Annotated in this window: 24 protein-coding genes, 1 tRNA gene and 1 pseudogene; 15 read left to right on the top strand and 11 right to left on the bottom strand. The window is 61.3% G+C overall.

From position 1 onward, the window contains the following. Positions 1-140: 140 nt before the first annotated feature. Positions 141-214, bottom strand: a tRNA-Lys gene (locus BDK61_RS08675). A gap of 255 nt (positions 215-469) precedes the next feature. On the opposite strand from BDK61_RS08675, the gene BDK61_RS08670 reads away from it, so the two are divergent. Beyond that, positions 470-1,936, top strand: a complete 1,467-nt coding sequence (locus BDK61_RS08670; RefSeq protein ID WP_004961706.1) for a DHH family phosphoesterase — start codon at positions 470-472, stop codon at positions 1,934-1,936. Here BDK61_RS08670 and BDK61_RS08665 read toward each other — a convergent pair. Then, positions 1,933-2,232: a PRC-barrel domain-containing protein gene (locus tag BDK61_RS08665; RefSeq protein WP_004961709.1), complete on the bottom strand. Its 300-nt coding sequence runs from the start codon at positions 2,230-2,232 to the stop codon at positions 1,933-1,935. The genes BDK61_RS08670 and BDK61_RS08665 overlap by 4 nt on opposite strands. A gap of 203 nt (positions 2,233-2,435) precedes the next feature. Between BDK61_RS08665 and BDK61_RS08660 the strand changes: the two genes are divergently transcribed. After that, entirely contained in the window at positions 2,436-2,891 is a 456-nt protein-coding gene (locus tag BDK61_RS08660) for a redoxin domain-containing protein (RefSeq protein ID WP_121303013.1), read from the top strand. Here the strand turns inward: BDK61_RS08660 and BDK61_RS08655 are convergent, their stop codons facing one another. Then, complete coding sequence (locus BDK61_RS08655) at positions 2,892-3,431, bottom strand: GNAT family N-acetyltransferase (protein ID WP_121303012.1); 540 nt, start codon at positions 3,429-3,431, stop codon at positions 2,892-2,894. It lies immediately after the preceding gene. Positions 3,432-3,486: 55 nt separating this feature from the next. After that, positions 3,487-4,005, bottom strand: a pseudogene (locus tag BDK61_RS24325) (GNAT family N-acetyltransferase). A 117-nt stretch (positions 4,006-4,122) separates the two neighbouring features. Between BDK61_RS24325 and nth the strand changes: the two are divergent. Further along, positions 4,123-4,806, top strand: a complete 684-nt coding sequence (nth, locus tag BDK61_RS08645) for an endonuclease III (protein WP_121303011.1) — start codon at positions 4,123-4,125, stop codon at positions 4,804-4,806. Positions 4,807-4,822: 16 nt separating this feature from the next. On the opposite strand, the gene BDK61_RS08640 is transcribed toward nth, so the two are convergent. Both BDK61_RS08640 and BDK61_RS08635 read right to left on the bottom strand, forming a co-directional pair. Further along, on the bottom strand, positions 4,823-5,329 hold the full coding sequence (locus BDK61_RS08640; protein ID WP_004961725.1) for a universal stress protein: 507 nt from the start codon (positions 5,327-5,329) through the stop codon (positions 4,823-4,825). 87 nt (positions 5,330-5,416) lie between these two features. After that, entirely contained in the window at positions 5,417-5,899 is a 483-nt protein-coding gene (locus BDK61_RS08635; protein WP_121303010.1) for a DUF7321 family protein, read from the bottom strand. Positions 5,900-5,986: 87 nt separating this feature from the next. On the opposite strand from BDK61_RS08635, the gene BDK61_RS08630 reads away from it, so the two are divergent. The 8 genes from BDK61_RS08630 to BDK61_RS08595 all read left to right on the top strand — a co-directional run bounded on the left by BDK61_RS08630 (position 5,987) and on the right by BDK61_RS08595 (position 11,185). Beyond that, the gene (locus tag BDK61_RS08630) at positions 5,987-6,910 is read left to right on the top strand and encodes a DUF7319 domain-containing protein (protein ID WP_011223200.1); all 924 of its coding nucleotides are present in this window, start codon (positions 5,987-5,989) and stop codon (positions 6,908-6,910) included. A 64-nt stretch (positions 6,911-6,974) separates the two neighbouring features. Next, complete coding sequence (locus BDK61_RS08625; protein WP_004961731.1) at positions 6,975-7,631, top strand: halocyanin domain-containing protein; 657 nt, start codon at positions 6,975-6,977, stop codon at positions 7,629-7,631. Then, positions 7,631-8,050: a DUF7318 family protein gene (locus tag BDK61_RS08620; RefSeq protein ID WP_004961734.1), complete on the top strand. Its 420-nt coding sequence runs from the start codon at positions 7,631-7,633 to the stop codon at positions 8,048-8,050. Before BDK61_RS08625 ends, BDK61_RS08620 begins: the two co-directional genes overlap by 1 nt. Before the next feature lies 1 nt (position 8,051). After that, positions 8,052-8,918: a ubiquinol-cytochrome c reductase iron-sulfur subunit gene (locus BDK61_RS08615; protein ID WP_121303009.1), complete on the top strand. Its 867-nt coding sequence runs from the start codon at positions 8,052-8,054 to the stop codon at positions 8,916-8,918. A 3-nt stretch (positions 8,919-8,921) separates the two neighbouring features. After that, positions 8,922-9,725 carry a cytochrome b gene (locus tag BDK61_RS08610; RefSeq protein ID WP_004961742.1) on the top strand — a complete coding sequence of 268 codons (804 nt, stop codon included), beginning with the start codon at positions 8,922-8,924 and terminating at the stop codon, positions 9,723-9,725. A gap of 4 nt (positions 9,726-9,729) precedes the next feature. After that, complete coding sequence (locus BDK61_RS08605; RefSeq protein ID WP_004961745.1) at positions 9,730-10,494, top strand: cytochrome b family protein; 765 nt, start codon at positions 9,730-9,732, stop codon at positions 10,492-10,494. Positions 10,495-10,605: 111 nt separating this feature from the next. Continuing rightward, entirely contained in the window at positions 10,606-10,905 is a 300-nt protein-coding gene (locus tag BDK61_RS08600) for a DUF7315 family membrane protein (protein WP_005534631.1), read from the top strand. Positions 10,906-10,915: 10 nt separating this feature from the next. Continuing rightward, positions 10,916-11,185, top strand: a complete 270-nt coding sequence (locus tag BDK61_RS08595; RefSeq protein ID WP_004517812.1) for a DUF7314 family protein — start codon at positions 10,916-10,918, stop codon at positions 11,183-11,185. Positions 11,186-11,230: 45 nt separating this feature from the next. Here BDK61_RS08595 and BDK61_RS24470 read toward each other — a convergent pair whose 3' ends face one another. The 4 genes from BDK61_RS24470 to BDK61_RS08575 all read right to left on the bottom strand — a co-directional run bounded on the left by BDK61_RS24470 (position 11,231) and on the right by BDK61_RS08575 (position 14,147). After that, positions 11,231-11,407 carry a DUF7317 family protein gene (locus tag BDK61_RS24470; protein WP_007190444.1) on the bottom strand — a complete coding sequence of 59 codons (177 nt, stop codon included), beginning with the start codon at positions 11,405-11,407 and terminating at the stop codon, positions 11,231-11,233. Positions 11,408-11,640: 233 nt separating this feature from the next. Then, positions 11,641-12,102, bottom strand: a complete 462-nt coding sequence (locus BDK61_RS08585; RefSeq protein ID WP_004961752.1) for a DUF7313 family protein — start codon at positions 12,100-12,102, stop codon at positions 11,641-11,643. A 41-nt stretch (positions 12,103-12,143) separates the two neighbouring features. Then, positions 12,144-12,857 carry an NAD(+)/NADH kinase gene (locus BDK61_RS08580; RefSeq protein ID WP_121303008.1) on the bottom strand — a complete coding sequence of 238 codons (714 nt, stop codon included), beginning with the start codon at positions 12,855-12,857 and terminating at the stop codon, positions 12,144-12,146. Positions 12,858-12,911: 54 nt separating this feature from the next. Beyond that, entirely contained in the window at positions 12,912-14,147 is a 1,236-nt protein-coding gene (locus BDK61_RS08575) for a digeranylgeranylglycerophospholipid reductase (protein ID WP_004961756.1), read from the bottom strand. 111 nt (positions 14,148-14,258) lie between these two features. Here BDK61_RS08575 and BDK61_RS08570 point away from each other — a divergent pair, with 111 nt between their 5' ends. From BDK61_RS08570 to BDK61_RS08555, 4 genes are all read left to right on the top strand, one after another. Continuing rightward, entirely contained in the window at positions 14,259-15,428 is a 1,170-nt protein-coding gene (locus BDK61_RS08570) for a hypothetical protein (RefSeq protein WP_121303007.1), read from the top strand. 68 nt (positions 15,429-15,496) lie between these two features. Then, positions 15,497-16,045, top strand: a complete 549-nt coding sequence (locus tag BDK61_RS08565; protein ID WP_121303006.1) for a hypothetical protein — start codon at positions 15,497-15,499, stop codon at positions 16,043-16,045. Continuing rightward, a complete protein-coding gene (locus BDK61_RS08560; protein WP_121303005.1) occupies positions 16,045-16,527 on the top strand; it encodes a metal-dependent hydrolase in 483 nt (160 codons plus the stop codon). The genes BDK61_RS08565 and BDK61_RS08560 overlap by 1 nt, the downstream gene beginning before the upstream one ends. Positions 16,528-16,612: 85 nt before the next feature. Beyond that, on the top strand, positions 16,613-16,822 hold the full coding sequence (locus BDK61_RS08555) for a TOBE domain-containing protein (protein ID WP_007190449.1): 210 nt from the start codon (positions 16,613-16,615) through the stop codon (positions 16,820-16,822). A gap of 29 nt (positions 16,823-16,851) precedes the next feature. On the opposite strand, the gene BDK61_RS08550 is transcribed toward BDK61_RS08555, so the two are convergent. Continuing rightward, complete coding sequence (locus tag BDK61_RS08550; protein WP_121303004.1) at positions 16,852-18,222, bottom strand: cryptochrome/photolyase family protein; 1,371 nt, start codon at positions 18,220-18,222, stop codon at positions 16,852-16,854. Positions 18,223-18,292: the final 70 nt, after the last annotated feature.

Here is an 18,292-nt window from a genome sequence, read left to right as displayed (position 1 = left end):
TCACTGCTCACTGTCGTTCGTAGGAAAACGGGCCGGAAGGGATTTGAACTACCTGCACTTCGCTCCCACAGGTCGCTCGTTCCATCGTTCAAAACCGCTTCGTAGCCGCTCTGCTCCTCACGAAGTGTTCGTCGCAAAAGCGGGCCGGAAGGGATTTGAACCCTCGACCGACGGCTTAAGAGGCCGTCGCTCTGCCAGACTGAGCTACCGGCCCAGTGCACTCAATTCTCTGGACGGCCCGGTAAAATAGGTTTTCATTCGAACGCCTTGTGTCGGTTGGTCCCACGTTTCTTGCACACACCAGTCGGCTAGCGGCGATCGGCTGTCATCGGTGTCGTTCGGGGCACGACTGTGACCGTGTCAGATGACGATTGACGGCCTCTCGGGCCGGCTTTTCAGGAAGCCGTTCCCAGTTGTTGGAGAAATAGCTGGCATTAAAGAGGCTTGACGCCAAGCGATACAGACACTAATGAGTACAGCCAGCGGCATCACGATGGCCTCTATGTCGACCTACGCCATCCTCGGGTGTGGGAGTGTTGGCCACGCCGTGGCGGAAGAACTCGTCGAGGAGGGGAAAGACGTCCTCATCCTCGACGCGGACGAGGGGCGAGTCGAGGCCCTCCGCGATCAAGATCTTAATGCACAGCAGGCGGACATCTGCGAAACCGACGTCGCCCAGACGGTGGCCGACCGCGACGTGGTGCTCATCATGTCTCCGGACGTGACCGCCAACGCCGAAGCAGTCCAGAACATCCGTGAGTCCGGCGGCGAGCAGTTCATCATCGCTCGCGCCGACGACCCGGTGTCTGCCGACGACCTCACGGAACTCGGTGCGGACGTGGTCATCAATCCCTCCGCGGTCATCGCCGATTCGGCGCTTCGAGCGCTGGAAACGGGTGAACTGGAGTACAAGGCCTCACAGCTGGGGGATGTCATTGACGGGACCGAAGAACGCATGGCGATACTTATCCACCGGTCACCGGACCCGGACTCCATCGCCTCGGCGGCGGCGTTGCGGGCCATCGCCGCAAGCCGCGACGTGGACGCCGACATCATCTACGAGGGCGAGATCGGGCATCAGGAGAACCGCGCGTTCGTTAATCTCCTCGGTATCGAGCTAACCTCGAACGAGGATGTCAACCTCGATGAGTACGACACGTTCGCGCTGGTGGACGTTGCCAAGGGAGGCGAACCGGCTGTCGAGTCGGTCGATATCGTCATCGACCACTACGAGCACGAGCACGAACTGGAACACGACGCCGCCTTCTCCGATATCCGGCCGAATATCTCGGCCACGTCGACGATCCTGACGAAGTACATTCAGGAACTGGACCTCAATCTCAACCAGAGTGTCGCCACGGCGCTGCTGTACGGTATTCGCGCCGAGACACTGGATTTCAAGCGAGATACGACGCCGGCGGACCTGACCGCCGCGGCGTACCTGTATCCGTTCGCCGACCACGACACGCTCGAACAGGTCGAATCGCCGTCGATGAGTCCGGAAACGCTGGACGTGCTTGCCGAAGCGATTCGGAACCGCGAGGTGCAGGGAAGCCACCTCGTCTCCAACGCCGGGTTCATTCGGGACCGCGATGCGCTGGCACAGGCGGCCCAGCACCTCCTCAATCTGGAGGGCATCACGACCACAGCGGTGTTCGCTATCGCCGATGATACAATCTATCTCGCCGCTCGGTCCAAGGACATCCGGATGAACATCGGCAAAGTACTATCAGACGCGTTCGGCGGGATGGGCGAGACAGCGGGCCACTCCACCGATGCCAGCGTCGAGATACCGCTTGGCATCTTTACCGGCCTCGATACCAGCGATGACAACAGAGATACACTGCTGGAACTCACTGAAGAAGCAGTTAAGCGGAAACTGTTCGAAGCAATGGGTGTCGACAGTTCCAGTAGCGAGAGTTCGAACGGTAACTAGGCGGGGACTTCTTCTTCTTCGTCGCCGGCCTCGGGCTGGCGGAGCCGTTCGACAATGTCGCTGACGATAACGACATCGCCGACAGCCTGGACCCACCGGTACGGAATGATGACGCCTCGCGACGCGTTCACCTCTTCGTCAAACAGCTCCGTGTTAAGCTGGTGGAGTGCCAGCCCTGTCACTTCCTTGCGGTCGAGTTCCAGCCGAAGGTCCTCGACTTCGCCGACGAACACGCCGTTTTTCGAATACACCTCGCGACCCACGAGGGCTGTAATCTCTTGTGGTAGATTCTCCATTCCCATACGACGGTGGTTGGTCGGACGGCTTATAAAGCTTCTTTGCGACTGAAACGTCCGCGGCGCGGGGAGTCAGTACCATGCAGCACTTCCGAAACCGATTGTCGGGCTAATTCTGTCTTCCCAGTAGCACTACCGCCACACGGGTACCAGTCGTCTGTTCGGGCCGCGGGACTTTTACCCTGCTTTCCCGTTCGCTCGGTATGCTCTCCCCTGGTGACCCTGCCCCGGATTTCGACCTGCAAGGGACCGCGGACGGAGGTGCTGGTGCCTATCGGTTGTCGGCTGCGACGAACCGCGCGCCGGCGGTCGTGGCGTTCGTTCTCGGCGACGACTCCAAGTCGCGGACCGTCCTCAGTGCGCTGGCCGATGCAGACTGGGCGAGCGTATCGGATGCCGTGGCTGTCTTTGGCGTTCTTCCAGCAGGTATCGACGACTGCCGGTCGCTCGCGGCGGCGTTGTCGCTTCCCTACCCGCTGCTGGCCGACACTCACGGCGTCGCTACGCAGTTCGGCGTCCGAAAACAGGGCGGGAGTATCCAGCGAGCGGCGTTCGTCGTCGACCAGCGATGTCGTGTTCAGGTGGCAACTGTGTTTGACGACACCGACGGGACCACGCCGGCCCTTGACACGGTTCTGCGTGGCCATGCTGAGTTGTAGCTACTCACCGTGGTCCAGTTCGCCCTCTAACAGACCGTAGATGTACACGTCTTCGTAGCAGCCATCGCGGAACCAGTGGTCCCGCAGCGTCCCCTCTCGCTGGAACCCCGTCTTTTCAAGCACGCGCTGGGAGCCCTCGTTGCCGACGAAGACCTTCGCGTACACTCGATGGAATCGACGCTCCTGAAAGGCGTACTCGGTGAGCCTCTGGGCGGCGTCGGTCGCGTAGCCGTTGCCCCACGCATCCGGCGTGAGCCAGTAGCCAAGTTCGGCCATTCCGATCCGGTCTGTGACATCGTTCAGACCGATTATACCGACCGCCTCGCCGTCGACACAGATGAGCAGATGCACGTCATCAGTTTCGCCGCTGGTGACGGATTCGACCCACTCACGCTCAGCCTGTTCGGAGATCGGCTCTGTGGCCGACAGACCGTGCCTGACATCCGGACTGTTGACTGTCTCTTGCAGGAACTCGACATCTTCGCCTTCGACCGTTCGGAGCGTTACTGTTTCGCCCCGGAGGAATGCTGGTCCGGGCATATGTAACCCGACGAAGGGGTGCTGAAAGAAGCTTCGGAAGGTGTGTGAGTGAGCTTCATGGAGCCCAGTTATCGGCGAGCAGGCCGTACTCCAGCAGATCGACGTAGTCGCCGTTGACGAAGGCGTGGTCGCGCCGTCGTCCCTCCTGCTGGAATCCCACTTTTTCCAGCACACGTGCGGAGGCCGGGTTGGTGGCGTAGCAGTCCGCACCGAGTTTGTTCAGTCGCAGTCCCTGAAACGCATACTGTGCGAGACAGTCCACAGCATCGGTCGCGTAGCCGTTGCCCCAGTGGTCCGGACAGATAGAGTACCCGAGCACACCGAATCCTCACGGGTGGTGGTCTTCGTGTAACATACACGTTCCCACCGGATCATCGTCCACACAGACGACGAAGTGCGTGTCAGCATCACGGGCGTTGAGGTCTTCGGCGGCTGGCTCGGAGAGTGGCTCGTTGAACCCGATGTTGTGCCGGACCTGCGGCTCGTTTAATAGCTGCTGTAGCAGGTCGCTATCGGTTGCTTGCTGCGGGTGGAGCGTCACGCGCTCACCGTGGATGAACGCTGGTCCTGACACGCGTGAAACCACTCGCAGATGATACAAGGGTGTTGTCGTGGTATGTGAAGTGACACCATTCACATACTAGGCAGTTGAGAACGACACGCCAAAGGGAACTCAGCACTGCCCTGCGGTATGGGAACGCCGCTGGAGTCACGCGAGGAACAGGCAACAGAGGTCGTCGACCGACTACATGAGGAATACCCCGACTCGACGATTTCACTGAACTACAGTAGCCGCCTGGAACTGCTAATTGCCGTCGTCCTTTCGGCGCAGTGTACCGATGAGCGAGTCAATGAGGTCACAGCAGACCTATTCGAGAAGTACAAGGGTGCCGAGGACTACGCTGCGGCCTCCGAGGAGCAACTCGCTGAGGACATCTACGGCATCACGTTCCACAACAACAAGGGCGGCTATCTCCAGGGAATCGGTGAGATTCTGACCGAAGAACACGACGGCGAGGTCCCGGACACGATGTCCGCCCTCACTGACCTCCCGGGTGTCGGCCGTAAAACGGCGAACGTCGTCCTCCAGCATGGCCACGACATCGTCGAGGGCATCGTGGTCGACACGCACGTCCAGCGGCTCTCGCGGCGACTGGGCCTTACCGAAGAAGAGCGCCCGGAAGCTATCGAGCAGGACCTGCTCGACGTGGTGCCGGAAAGCGAGTGGCAACAGTTTACGCACCTGCTCATCGACCACGGGCGAGCCGTGTGTGGTGCGCGCTCGGCCGACTGCGAGGCGTGCGTGCTCGCGGACATCTGTCCCTCGGAGAAGGGCGACAGCGAGGTCGACCTCGCCAGCGGCGAGGCATGGTAGCCCCGCGCCGAGCGACTCAGCTTTCGTCGTCACTGAAACGCGCAGTGAGCACTGGCACGTCGGACGTGCGAACGACTTTTTCGGCGACGCTACCGAGCAAATACCGTTCAATGCCCGTCCGGCCGTGGGTCCCCATGACGATGAGGTCGATGGCGTTCTCGTCGGCGTAGTCGAGGATTGCTCTGTGCGGGGGACCGCGCTCAATGGCGGTGACGGTGTCGACTGTGTCGACCTCGTCCGCCGCTGCCTCGACGATGGCCTGTGACCGCTCCTGTAGCGACGATTCGATGTTGTGGTCTTCACCGACCATGCCCGGCTCCGACTCGTCGTGTTCCTCCGCAATCATGCCAGTCGTCGCTCCCTCCGGGCCTGCAGAGGTCATCCCAATGTGCGGCGACGACGTATCGAGCACCGTCATGATGTGTAACGTCGCGTCGTGCGTCTCGGCGAGATTGCGTGCATGCGCGAGTGCGGCTGCTGCTCCGTCACTACCGTCGGTTGGAAAGAGGATGTGTTCGTACATTGGAACCACAACTAGAGATGGACATGCAAGGCTAATGAAACATCTAGCCTGTTCGCAGAAACCGAGAATCAGACCCGCTGTCGGCACTCATGCCACGTACCGGAGGGCGTACCGGGCGACACCGACCAGATACGCCAGCAGCCAGAAGATGACGTAGCCGAACACCCCGATGCGGAGCCGAGAACGCCAGTGGCTGAACGTCTCGTCGCCGATTTCGTCCAGCAACAGGTCCTCGTCGTACTCGTTGTAGAGGTCGTGCTCTCGCTTCGCGCGGAAGATGCGAACGATTCCCGTGCCACCGAAGGCAAGCAGCGCGTAGGCTTGCAGGCCGAGCATCGCGTGGACAGCAGACAGGCCACCAAGCTGGTCCGGCAGGCGCGGGATCATCCAGAACACCATTGGGACGGTGGTCAACACCAGCCCTGTTGTGACGAACTTCAGGTGATGTATCAGCACGTCCCAGGTGACTGGCTCCGTCTCGATGATGTAGTACGCGCCATACAGGAAACAGGGGAGGCTGAGGCTCACCGACAGTAACACGACTGTGGCCACGAGGCCGTCCGACACCATGGGCCGACCTAGGGACAGTGCTCGCTAAAGACTGCCGGATGCCGAAGGTCAGAACTTGTAAGCCGTCGCGGTCCCTACACCCGAGCAATGGCCGACCCGGACTCGACGTCTCCCACGGAGGACGAGCGCGGGAACACCCCTGCGGATGCGGTAGCTGCCGAAACCGAGCCTGGCGAACCCGGAGCTACGGGCGACAGCGCTGAGACGGCCGGTGCTGGCGAGTCGGGCGATGATGGCGAGTCGGGCGAGGCACTTGATACGGAGGCGCTCCGGAAGCAGGTCGAAGAAAAGTACGACTTCGACAACTTCGGCCCGGCGGACATGGCCGAGATGACCGCCGAGGAGTGGGACGTTGCCTTCGACGAGGAATCCTGGATCATTGGCGACGAACTCCTCGACCGAGTTGCGCGGGACCTGCGAAACCGCGTGGCGAACCGTGATGTGTTCGCTCGCATCGAGCGGCATCAGGACCCGCCGCGGGTGCTCGCGTACTCCGACGAGGGCTACGCAATCGTCTATCCCGATGGGAGCCTCGAAGGTGAGGGGACCGTCATGCGTGACGTAAAGCCCACGGTCGCGCTGTGTTCCATGGATTCCTACGACGTACCTGAGAACGTCCCTGACAGGCCCCTCCCCCAGCCGGAAGAGGTCCCCGAGGGCGGTGGCGAACTCGGAAACTGGATGTTACAGGCGATTGCCGGGGCACAGTTCCTTGCTGGGGTTGCCCTGCTCGGGGGTGCAGCACTGGCGACCGGTGGCGTCATCGGCAACAGGGGGACCAGCATCGCGCTGCTAGTCGTGGCTGGTGTTGCCTTCATCGGTGTGTCGCTTGTCCTCTTTTTCACCGTCGCAAACGCGCGGCTCTCGGACACGTTCCGCTCTGAGGAGTACCGGGACAGACTGCGGGCAATCGGACTCGAGGATGGCGAACGACCGGAGTTCGTTCCGGAGCTGAGCCCGCAGAATTCGGGGTCTGAAGAGGGGGCTGGCGAAACTGACGAAGCCGGGTAATGACGGTTCCTGCGGGTGGTATTCGGTGGGTTTATACAAACTCAGTCCTGATTCCAGAGTGTATATGAATAGACGGGAGTTCGTCCGGACAGCAGGGGGGGCCGCCGGTGCTGCGGCGACCCTCAGCGCCACCGGCGCAGCCGCCGCACAGGAGGAAGGCGGTGACGGTGCCAAAACCGTCCCGGACTACGGCGGTTTCCTGGATTCGGTCGGGAACTTCGACGGGTCGACCGTCGACGCGACCGGGCAGGACACAGTAACTGTCGAGGTCGGCGTGCAGGCCAACGGCGGCGCGTACGGATTCGGTCCGCCAGCCGTCCACGTGGACAACGGCGCGACCGTCCAGTTCGAATGGACGGGTAACGGTGGCGGCCACAACGTCGTATCTGACGGCGACGGTCCGCTGGACTCCGGCAGCACGGCCTCCAGTGCCGGCGTCAACTACGAGCACACCTTCGAGGAGGACGGCATTTACCCGTACCTCTGTGTCCCCCACGAGGGACTCAACATGAAAGGGGCGATTGTTGTCGGCGAGGAGTACCCGACACAGACAATCGGCGGCGGCGGCCCGGTTGAGGTTGACCCACACTACGCCGGCGTCCCGATTCAGCCCCACTTCGTTGGGTTCGGCGCTGGACTTGCAGTCATCATCCCGCTGATCTTCACCTTCTTCCAGCTGAAGTACGGCGAGTCGCCCCACACTAGCGGAGGGAACAACTGATGGCATCCGAAGGCTCCACCTACGGCGATATTCACCGGTACGAACCGCCACGCGAGAGCACGGCAGCGGCTGTCGGCATCGTGCTCCTGACGATCATTCAGGTCGGCCTTGTCGGGCTCTTCACCTACGGCATGATTGCCGGGTGGGCGTCCGGTATCGGGACGACGTTGACGGTCCGCCTCATCGAGGCCAATATGTTCATGGGCGGCGTGTTGACGGCGATATTCATCGACCTGTCGTTCATCATGCTGCTGTACCGCAAGGAGTTCCTTCCCGACGTGATGATCGTCAAGAAGCGCCGTCGCAAGTGGGAAGACCTCTACATCCGTCAGGAAGACGTCGACGGCACGACGGTGGCGGACGGCGACAAGCTCGCAGAGACATTCAAACGCGCAGTGTACCCATACTACAAGAAATAATATGCCACTTGATGAAGACAAATATCCGGCTGAAACAGGCCGTCGTCGCTTTGTAAAGGGCGTCGTCGGGAGTGCAGCACTCTCAGGCGTTGGCGTCGGTGGCGCAGCAGCCGTTGACGCGACAACAGACGCCGCCGGCGAAGGTGGCGGGACAACCCCGTTCGTCGCTGTCGAAAATACCTCCGGACCGGCACCACGGGGAATGCCGATCATCCCGATCAAGATAAACGGTGGCGAGATCAGTGGGCTTTGGCCAGAGTACGACGAGAACGCCGGGGCGGCCGTTGCACCTGACTTCGGCGGGAGCGGTATCGACTACTCCTCGCAGTGGTTCCAGTACTGTGGTATCCAGAGCACTGCCGCTATCTACCCTCAGTCAGACCGGAACAGCACGTTTCTCAACGACACCGGGACCTTCTCCTGGCAGGGAGAGTATGAATCCGGCAAACCACTCACGGTCGATATGTTTGAGGACTACAAGGAGTGGGGCAACGGCATCGGCGACCCCGGCGTCGGGAAGCCTGCAAGCGTCGTCTGGCGGACCAACAGCGACGGAAAGAACGGCGCTCCGGTGCAGATAATCCGATCAGTCGAAGTCGAGAAGATGGCCAACGGCGAGGGCGAGTACGGAGACCTTCCCGGAAATGTCCAGTCATTCATTTCAGAGGCGACTGATCAAGGCTTCATCGCCTGGCTGAACAAATGTACACACTTCTGCTGTGTGCCGGGATTCAAGACGCAGGAAGGGAGTGCAGACTTCGGCGGCGCAAACTCTATTTACTGTCAGTGCCACCAATCAGTGTACGACCCGTTCAGTCCCGTGCAATCGACGTTCGTGGCGCTGCCACGCCCACCACAGACGGATTAACCAATGAGTCTCGAACGCAAAGACGAACACGATCACAAAGGCTGGATGGAATCGCGCGAGCTGACACCGATCGAATCGGTGTACCTGACCGTGCTCATCTGGCTCGACAAACGGCTGCGCGTTGTTGACTATCTGGAGATCCTCGAGGATCTCTACTACAAGGTCAACATGCAGATGCCGAAGAGCCACACGGAACAGTACAACCTCGACAACAAATTCTGGTACTGGTACCCACTGTATGCACTCGGGTCGTTCTCGACAGTTGCGTACATCGTTGCCGCGATATCAGGCGCGCTGCTGGGCTTCTACTACGCTCCGGCCGCCGCGGCTGCTGACGGGTCGCCGACGGTCGCGTACGACTCAGTGATGCTTATCATGGGCCAGCTCAACCTCGGCTACTTCCTGCGCTCGGTCCACCGCTGGGCCGCGCAGATTATGGTTGCCGCGGTGTTCCTCCACATGCTCCGTGTGTACTTCACCGGGGCATACAAGGAACCGCGCGAGCTGAACTGGCTCATCGGCATCGTCCTGATCTCGCTGACGCTGGTGTTCGGATACACCGGCTACCTGCTGCCGTGGAGCCAGCTATCGTTCTGGGCCGGCCAGATCGGTGTCGAGATGTCCCTCTCCATCCCGCTTATCGGTGAGTGGGTTGCACAGCTGATGTTCGGCGGGTTCACGCTTTCGCAGGCCACGCTACAGCGGATGTACATCCTGCACGTGTTCTTCCTGCCGTTCATCACGACTGCCATCATCGCGGTCCACATCGGCATCGTCTGGATGCAGGGGATCGCTGAACCACACTAATACTATGAGCGACAACGACACAGACGACGTTCGCACGGACGGTTCCGGCACCGGTATCGTCTCGCCGGACGACGAGACCCCCGCATGGTCCGAACGCAAAGAGCGGACCCAGGGGCTCTCCCGGCTGACCTACGAGTACTTCGAGCGGGCGCGCCGCGAGGACCAGGACCTTCGCCAGCAGTCGGACTACGTCGAGCGTGACGTGCTCGCGTTCCCGGCTTGGCCCCACGAGATGATGCGCAACATTGCGCTGACTTCCTTCTTTGTGGGCATGATTCTGTTCGTCTCGGCGACACTGCCACCGGAAATGCCGAACCCCGCCAACTCCAGCGTGACGCCGGCGATCATTCTGCCGGACTGGTATCTCTACTGGTCCTTTGGCCTGCTCAAGCTCGGTCCGTTGAACCCGGACCTGAGCATCCTCGGCGGCTCGAAGCTCATGGCTGACCGAACCTACGGTGTGCTGGCAAACGTCGTGGTCGTCGGCTTCGTCGCGATCGTCCCCTTCCTGAACAAGGGGTCTGCACGCCGTCCCGTCGAGCAGCCGTTCTGGGCTGCGGTCGGGATGTCCGGCGTCATCTTCAGCCTGACCATCGCTGCACTGTCCATCAAGAACCTCGTTCCGATGGACTCCCACCTGCTGTTCGACCTGACGTTCCTCGTCCCCATCATCAGCGCGACGATCACCTACGCGGTGCTCAAGACGATGCGCGAGGGCTACATGTTCGACCTCAACCGTCGGTACTACCGGCTGCGACCGCCGAAGTAACCGACTCGGCCAGTTTCTCCGTCGTTTCTTTGCATCCGCCGCTCCGTTCCACCGCAAGCGTAGTGACTTCGTCTCGCCGCAGTAAAGTGGCTTCCGTCCGTAGTAGTAGCGATGACAGAGGACCAGTCAGCGGGGACTGAAGACGGGTCGGAGCGGCGGGACGTTGTGGTGCCGCTTCGCGTGTACAAGGCCGTGACAGTGTTTTCAACGCTGTTTGCGGTCGCCAGCGTCGTCGCCGGCTTCATTCTCGTCGACGTGGCAACACAGCGAGCGTCAGCGCCCGCCTCGGAGATCGATGTTCCGGTCGGCATCGCCGGAATCGCGTGCATCCTCGCTGGCACAGTCGTCTATGCGTTTTCGACACGGTTCCGTACCGAGGAAATGGGAAAGTCTAAAGACGACGCTACCTAACGTTCGGATAATGGCTGACGAGTTCATGAAGGGGTTCGCGTGCCTCATGGTCGGCGGACTGGGCTGGATGACCATCAAGGGCTGGTACAACACGCCGAGTTTCGAGGGGGCACAGCTCACCGGCGAACTTACTATCGAGGAACCGACCACGTTCGACCAGATCGCTCTGTTCATGGGCGATGCGTTCTTCTGGTTCGCGGTCCTGGGCGCACTGACCTTCTGGGTCGTGCTCCCGCTGATCAGTGAATTTCAGGCGTACCTCAACGAACGGTCGGCATAATAGTACGCAGTAACCGTGTCTTTCTAGCTGGGACCGACGCTAGTCTCAGTTCGCAGTCTGATCGATCGGTGCGCTGTCCTCGTCACGTACCTGAATTCCGCGAGAACGAAGTGCCGTAGCAAATTTTGTTGGCGACACCCCGCTGTAGGTCGCCGCTTCTTTCAGTGTGAGTGTTTCCCCGCGATACAGTGTCAGCGCCGTAGTGAGGGACCTGTGTGACATTTTCGTCTACACTGAAACAGATACAGTGCGGGTATTAAACTATTTCGGCTAATTCCAGTCCAATTAGTCGCTGAGTTTGTTTCGAATTGGTCATTTGCAGGCTATAGTGGCATAGAAGCACACGAACGCCGGATACTGTCTAGGAAGTAGCTGCTGACCGTATGTGTGCATCTTCCGATAGGCACGGCTAGCAAATTACAGGGACTCGACGCCGGTAGAATGAGAGGACGTGTTTAGACGATGGCGCTCCAGGGACCCTTGATGACCCAGAACAGGCTCTGGTAGCCCGCGTACATGAACACCACGAGAGCGGCGACGATAGCTCCTTTCGGTCGTTCCAGTGGAATGTCACGGCGTGCTTCGACTTTCCGGGACTCGAACTCGAAGAAGTCAGTGATGACTGCGCCGAGCACGAGCACGGACAGGACCATCCCACCGTGATGGTGGAGCGTCATGTAGAAAAACGATAGCACGACCAGTGCGATGTTGGAGAACGTGTGTGCCGGGTGTCGGCTAACCGCCTCCGCGCCATCGTTTTTGTACTGTTTGACGTGGCTTCTATGGGCGAGCTGCCGTGTGAGGAAGTTTACAATTACCACTCCGAAGATGATGTATTCGATGAGGAGCGCGCCGCCGACTGTGGGGCTCCCCAGAATGGTATCCAGTGGCCCAAAGAACGTTACGGATGGCTGCATATGCAAAGCTCTGTCCACCGTCCATTAGTGTCTTTCCAATCTCACTCGAACCTGGACTGGCTCTCGTCGACGACAGCAGTCCGAACGGATGACCCGAGCGAGATCGTGATACTTTCCTGATAGCTGACGTGGCGCGAAACCCGGTTATCGACAAGTAACTCGACAGTCGCCTCGTCGCGCTCAATCGAGGCACTGAGTCCGTCGACAGGCAACACCCAGTGGTCCGGGTCGGTCGCAAACGGTGCGATCGGTGCCACCACTGCCTGATTCGACGGCGCCAGAATCGGGCCGTCGACACGGTGGGCGTAGCCCGGTGAGCCAGCGGCCGTCGCGATGACGACACCGTCGGCCCGAAACTGTCCGATGCGGTCGGCTGTCGACGCGATAGTGAACTCGGAGATGCGGGCGGCGTCAGCAGTGACGAGGGTCACGTCCCAGAATGCCTGCTCGACCGTCCCATCAGGCATCGTCACATGGAGAACGGGATGCGTTTCAATCCGGGCGTCAGCAAGCCCCGACACGGCGGCGACAGCGGTGTCCCGTGGTACTGACCGGACGCCGCGACCAGCCGCGACCGGCAACACAAGCGGGTCACCCTTGGCCCGTGCCACGGTAGCGACGGCGTCCTCGCCAACAGCGACGACTCGGTCGGCCTTCGGAACAGTGCCGTCACTACCCCGTTCAACAGCCACGCCAGCGTCTCGAAGTTCGTCTGCTATGGCGTCGTCACCGACCACACCAACGGGGGTTCCCATCATCTGAAACTCCGGGCCGGCGGAAAAAAACCTGCCGCACTCCGCGCGGTCACTTCAAATATCGAGGCGGCGGCGCGCGTATTCGACGAGAATCGGCATATCCGAGAGGTGGGTTAGCTTCGCAATCGCCCGACGGTCGCCGCCATTGATCTGCCGAAGGGTGTCCTGTCCGGTGCTCCGGAGGTCGTCCATCAGCTGGTCGTACCGCTCGTTCGGGGCGAGATACAGCAGTTCCGTCATCATCAGGCGGGCGTTGTGTTTCGGGGCCACCTCGCTGTGCCAGAGTTGGTCGTAGACAGAGAGGTTCTCCGCCGAGGTGTCGGGTTCGTCTGGTTTGAGCGCCGAATCAGCCGTTGCGGCGGCGGCGCGGGCCGACTTCATCCCTTTATGAATCCCCTCGCCCCACAGCGGGTCGACGGTCGGAACAGTATCGCCGATAGCCATGAAGTTGTCCGTGCTCATCGAGTCAGGGGGCTGGATGTGGGCCGACCCGCGGTGGGCCTGTGTGCCCTCGATTCGCTCGGCGTCATCGAACCGGGGGTCCGAATCGAGCCAGTACTCGAGATAGTCGTCGATGCCCATCCCGTCTTTCGCGTACTTCTGGTGGGAGCCGTTCTGGATGTAACAGAGGCCGACTTTCGCCGTGTCTTCGCCGGTGTGGAAAATCCAGGAGTAGCCACCCGGGGCGAGGTCGTGATCTAGGCGGAGCATCATCGCATCTCGGAGGTCAGCGTAGTCGTCGTGGTCGACTTCGACGCCCTCAAACTCGTACTCGACGCCGATAGCCTGATGGTTCCGCTGGAGGTTACACACGTCAAGTTCCTTCGCCAGCGGCGCGGCAGGGCCGGTGGCGTCGATGACGATGTCCGCATACACCTCTTCGTCGCCGTCATAGCGGACACCGACGATCTCACCGTTTTCCATGATGGGGGCCGAGACGCGGGAGTCAAAGCGGTAGGTCGCGCCCTTGTCTCGTCCCTCCGAGACAAGCCACTGTTTGAACTCCGCAAACTCCAGAACGGCTCCGGTCTGATTGCGGACGTAGTGGTCGTTAGGGGACTCAAGGACGACGTTGTCCGTGTAGTTCATCACCACGTCATCGGGAATGGCAAAGCCCGTCATCGCCGACATGAATGTCCCGGCGGTGGACTTGTTGCTCTGACGCGGGAACCCGTCTTCGGGCTCGCTTTCGAGAACGAGCACCTCGTAGTTTCGCTCCGCTAGATCACGGGCACACTGCGCCCCGGCAGGCCCGGCTCCGGCTATTACCACGTCAAAGCGCTCGCGCATGGTTGTGAGTATTTCCTGTCGGTAATCAGTCTTTCCGAATCCACCGAGGGCGCTCTCGAAAGGGTAAAGACGGCCCCACTACCATGACGGGAACACCCGGGGCGACATACAATGGTTCTCAAGACAGGCGCGGGCGTGCTCGCGGACAGGCGGCGGCTTCCCACGGCACTACGGGCAGTGCTGGGATACTACGCGGACACCGGCGTGTTCGACGCCGGCAGTCTCTCGCTGAAATCCGAGATCGACGAGCGCACAGAGGCGATGGTCAACGACGTAACCGACCGCATCGAGGACGCCCTCGAAGACGAGTTCGGCCGGCCAGTCGAGTTCTCCTATGACACGAAACTTATTCTGCCCGCACAGCTAACGCTGGGCTACGTCTACCGCAACGCTCGTCAGCAAGCACCCGGTGACCCTGTCATTGACGCTATCGCCGACGGGGTTCCAACAGTCGACGAGACGGCGCTGGAACAGGGGCCGGCACAGGACCTCGCCCCCCGCGAGATGGTCGTCCGCGCCGAGCAGATGACCCGTCTCTCTATCGAGGCGCTCATCGACGGCGACATGCGCGACGCCATCAATGACGACGAGTTCGAAGATTTCAAGGTTGACTTTGACGCGAGCGAGGCCGACCGCCGCCGCGTCGCCGAGGTCGCCCAATCCGCGCTACAGTCCCATCTTGACGGTCTGTTGGAAGACATGCCACCTGTTGTCGAGAACGCGTACCAGTGGGCCGTCGACTACAGCGAAGCCCATCAGGACCGTGACGACTACTTCCGGGAACTGATGACCGCGGCCGAGGACGGTGACGCCGATGCCCTGACCGATATCCGCGAGGCGTACAAGTTCGCCGAGTACGACGAGGAGCCAGCGACACTCACGGAGACGGAGAAGGAACTCCCCTACAGCAAGACCCAGTACGCCCGTGTCGGCGTCCTTTACGACGGGATGCTTGACCTCTACCGACTCGCTGGCCTCGATATCGACGACGAGTTTGCCAAGGCCATCGTCCTCGCCATCATCGGCGCACAGGTGTGGCTCGACGACGTCGACGACTACGACGACGACCGCGCGGAGGGGCAACTGACACCCGTTACCGCAGAGTACCTGCTCGCGCCCGACGACGAAGCCGCCTATCGGCGCGTCGTCGACGTGACCGAACAGTACCTCGACCTCGCGAAGTCCTATGCAACGGCCGCCGACTCGCCGTTGACCGGCGTCGCTGTCGAGTACATCTACCGCTCCGGCGACCCGGACGTCCTGCCCGGCAAGCCTGAGTAGGCGCACGAGCGATATCGATTCGACCCAAGCGCCAGAGTTTATATCCCGCCGCCCGCACCGAGATTTGAATGCTTCACTCGTGGGTGGGCAGGGCCGCAGCTATCTGCGGATTGCTGGCCGTGCTGTTCGCACTCATGGTCGGATTCGGCACCGCCACGCCGGCCTCCGAACTGGGCGATTATCCCGCAGAGGACGCACTAGCTGCGGACTACGACAGGTACGTCGGCGAGTCTGTTCAGGTGACTGGCACGGTCACCGGAACTGAGCCGGTCGAAATCGCCGTCGAGTACGAGTACGCTGCCAACGGCAAACGCTACAGCGGCACACTCGCGATCGTGGTCCGGAACGTCGACAGAGCCGTCGCCGAAGGCGAATCGCTGCAGGTGTACGGGACGCTCGGCCCGGATTGGACCATCACCGCGGAGAACAGCGTGAGTGTGCCCGCGACAAACTACGTTGCGATGCACCTCGTTTCTGCCCTCGCCGGCCTGTGGACCCTCGGACGGCTAGTCTGTGGTTGGCGGCTGAACTGGCAGACAGGGGCACTATGCCGGCGTGAGGAGCCACTCCGGCCGATACGGGCTCTCCGCACACAGGTGCAGGAGGTGCGTGCCTGATGCCGGACCTGCTCTCGCACGCTTTCATCGCGTTCACCATCTGTACCCTCCTGTCACTGCGGTACGACTGGCTCACTGGCGAGTATGTGACTGTGGGTATGGCGGGCGCGTTTATTCCGGATATGGCGAAAATCAAGCTCCTAGTGGACTCCGCGACCGTCGAGGCGGCGCTGGACATCCCCTTTGACTGGCTGGGCGTCCACACGCTCGGCGGCGCGTTCGTCGCCGTTCTCGTAGGGGCGGTCGTCGTGAACCGCTCCGACCGACGGCGCGTGGTCGGGTTGCTGTCGCTCGGGGCGGCCAGTCACCTGTTTGCCGATGCGCTCCTGCTGAAGGCCTCTGGACGGTCGTACGAAGTGCTGTGGCCCCTGACACAGTACCACCCGCCGACGCCGGGGCTGTATCTGAGTACGGATATCCGGCTCACCGGCGTCACCGGAGCTATCGCGGTGTCGGCATGGCTGTTCACGGCCGAATCATGACCATACCGGCTGTCTGCCTGCCAGCCCCGCGGCCATACTTCCCGGGATGACAACTGTATTACTGTTACCTACCTAACTAGTTCGTATGGCACTCAGTGCCCGGAACAATCTCAGCGGGACGATTCGCTCGGTGACGACGGACGAAGTGATGGCGGAGATCGTCATCGAACTGGACGGCGGCGAGACGGTCACGTCGACGATCACACGCGGGTCCGCCGACCGACTCGACCTTGCCGAAGGCGACGAGGTGTCGGCGGTAATCAAGGCCAGTGAAGTGATGGTCGACAAGGACTGAAAACGGCGTCAGCAACGCGCTCGAACCGACTACCGCTTCCCCAGCGCTGTCTCGAACACGCGCTGTGCGCGCTCGTAGGCGGCGTTCCGGTCAACGATTGGGTGGTAGTAGTCCGGGGCCAGTTCCTCGCGTTCGCCGTCCGAGAGCGTCGGCCAGTCGACGATCTTGGTCGACGGAACGCCACGAAGTTCCGGAACGTACTCGGTGACGTAGTCCGCCCCACTGTCGTACTTGCTCATCTGTGCGACCGGGTCGAAGATTCGCACGTCCACAGAGTCGGTCCCGGTCGAGGCCGTCCACTGCCAGCTGGCGGCGTTGTTAGCCGGGTCGTGGTCGACCAGTCGCTTCCGGAAGTGTCGCGCCCCCTCGCGCCAGTCGACGAGGAGATGCTTTGTGAGGAAGGACGCGACGTTCTGGCGCGGCCGGTTGTGGATGTACCCCTCCTGTTCGAGCTGGCGCATCCCGGCGTCGATGAATGGATACCCCGTCTCGCCGTGCTTCCAAGCCTCGAAGTTGTCCTCGTCGTTTTCCCACTCGATACGGTTCGGGAACGTCTTGTAGCTCTCCGACAGCAGCGTTGGGTTGTAGTACAGCAGATGGTAGCTCTGTTCGCGCCACGAGAGTTCGTAGCGGTACTTCTGGATGTTCCGCTGGGCGTCGCCAGTGGCTTCTGTATGTCGGTCAGAGGCATCGCGCCACATCTCGCGGATGCCGATCATCCCCGCTGCGAGGTACGGCGACATCCGCGAGACAGCGCTGGTCGGCCGCTCGACGGCGGCCTGCATATCATCTCGGGTATCGTTGTACGTCTCGATGCCGCCGGTGAGGAAGTCGTCGTACCGCTGCCGTGCGCCCTCGTAGCCGGGCGTCGGCAGGTCCATCTCCGTCTCAATGGTCGGCGCTGTCGTCGGGTCCGACACGTCGACGAGTGAGCCCGAGTCCGGACTGCCGACCGGCGGCAGCTTGTGGTGGGCCTGCCAGTCGTCGTAAAAGCGACTGTGGTTCTCGTACTGGCTATCGAGCCCCGCCGGGTCGACGAGCACGAGGTCGGTCAGCGATTTCGTCGGGAGCGCTTCGTCGACTCGCCGCTGGCGGTTCCGCCGCGCGGGCCGGTAATGCTCGTTGTAGTACACCCGGTCGGCATCGTACTCATCGACAACATTCGAAAGCACATCAACGGCGGTCCCCTTCTTGACGAGTAACTCCCCGCCGTGGTCCCGATACGCCTGTTTCAGCGCCCGGACACCAGCCAGCAGAAACGCTTTTTGCCGCTTCCCGATGTTTGCCAGCAGGTCCGTGTCGAGAACGTACACCGGCAGTACTTCGTCGTCCGCGGCGGCGGCAGTCAACCCTCGATTGTCCGGTATTCGGAGGTCCCGCTGATGCCAGAAAACGTGCATGCATTTTGTTAGGGATACCAGCATATGGGTCCGAACCCGATTCTATTGTGTGTGGGCCCGGAGGATATGG

The sequence above is a fragment of the Haloarcula quadrata genome (genome assembly GCF_003634715.1).
GTDB classification, from domain to species: Archaea; Halobacteriota; Halobacteria; order Halobacteriales; family Haloarculaceae; genus Haloarcula; species Haloarcula marismortui.
The sequence above is the reverse complement of the archived record's forward strand: the minus strand, read 5'-3'. Positions and strand labels throughout refer to the sequence as shown.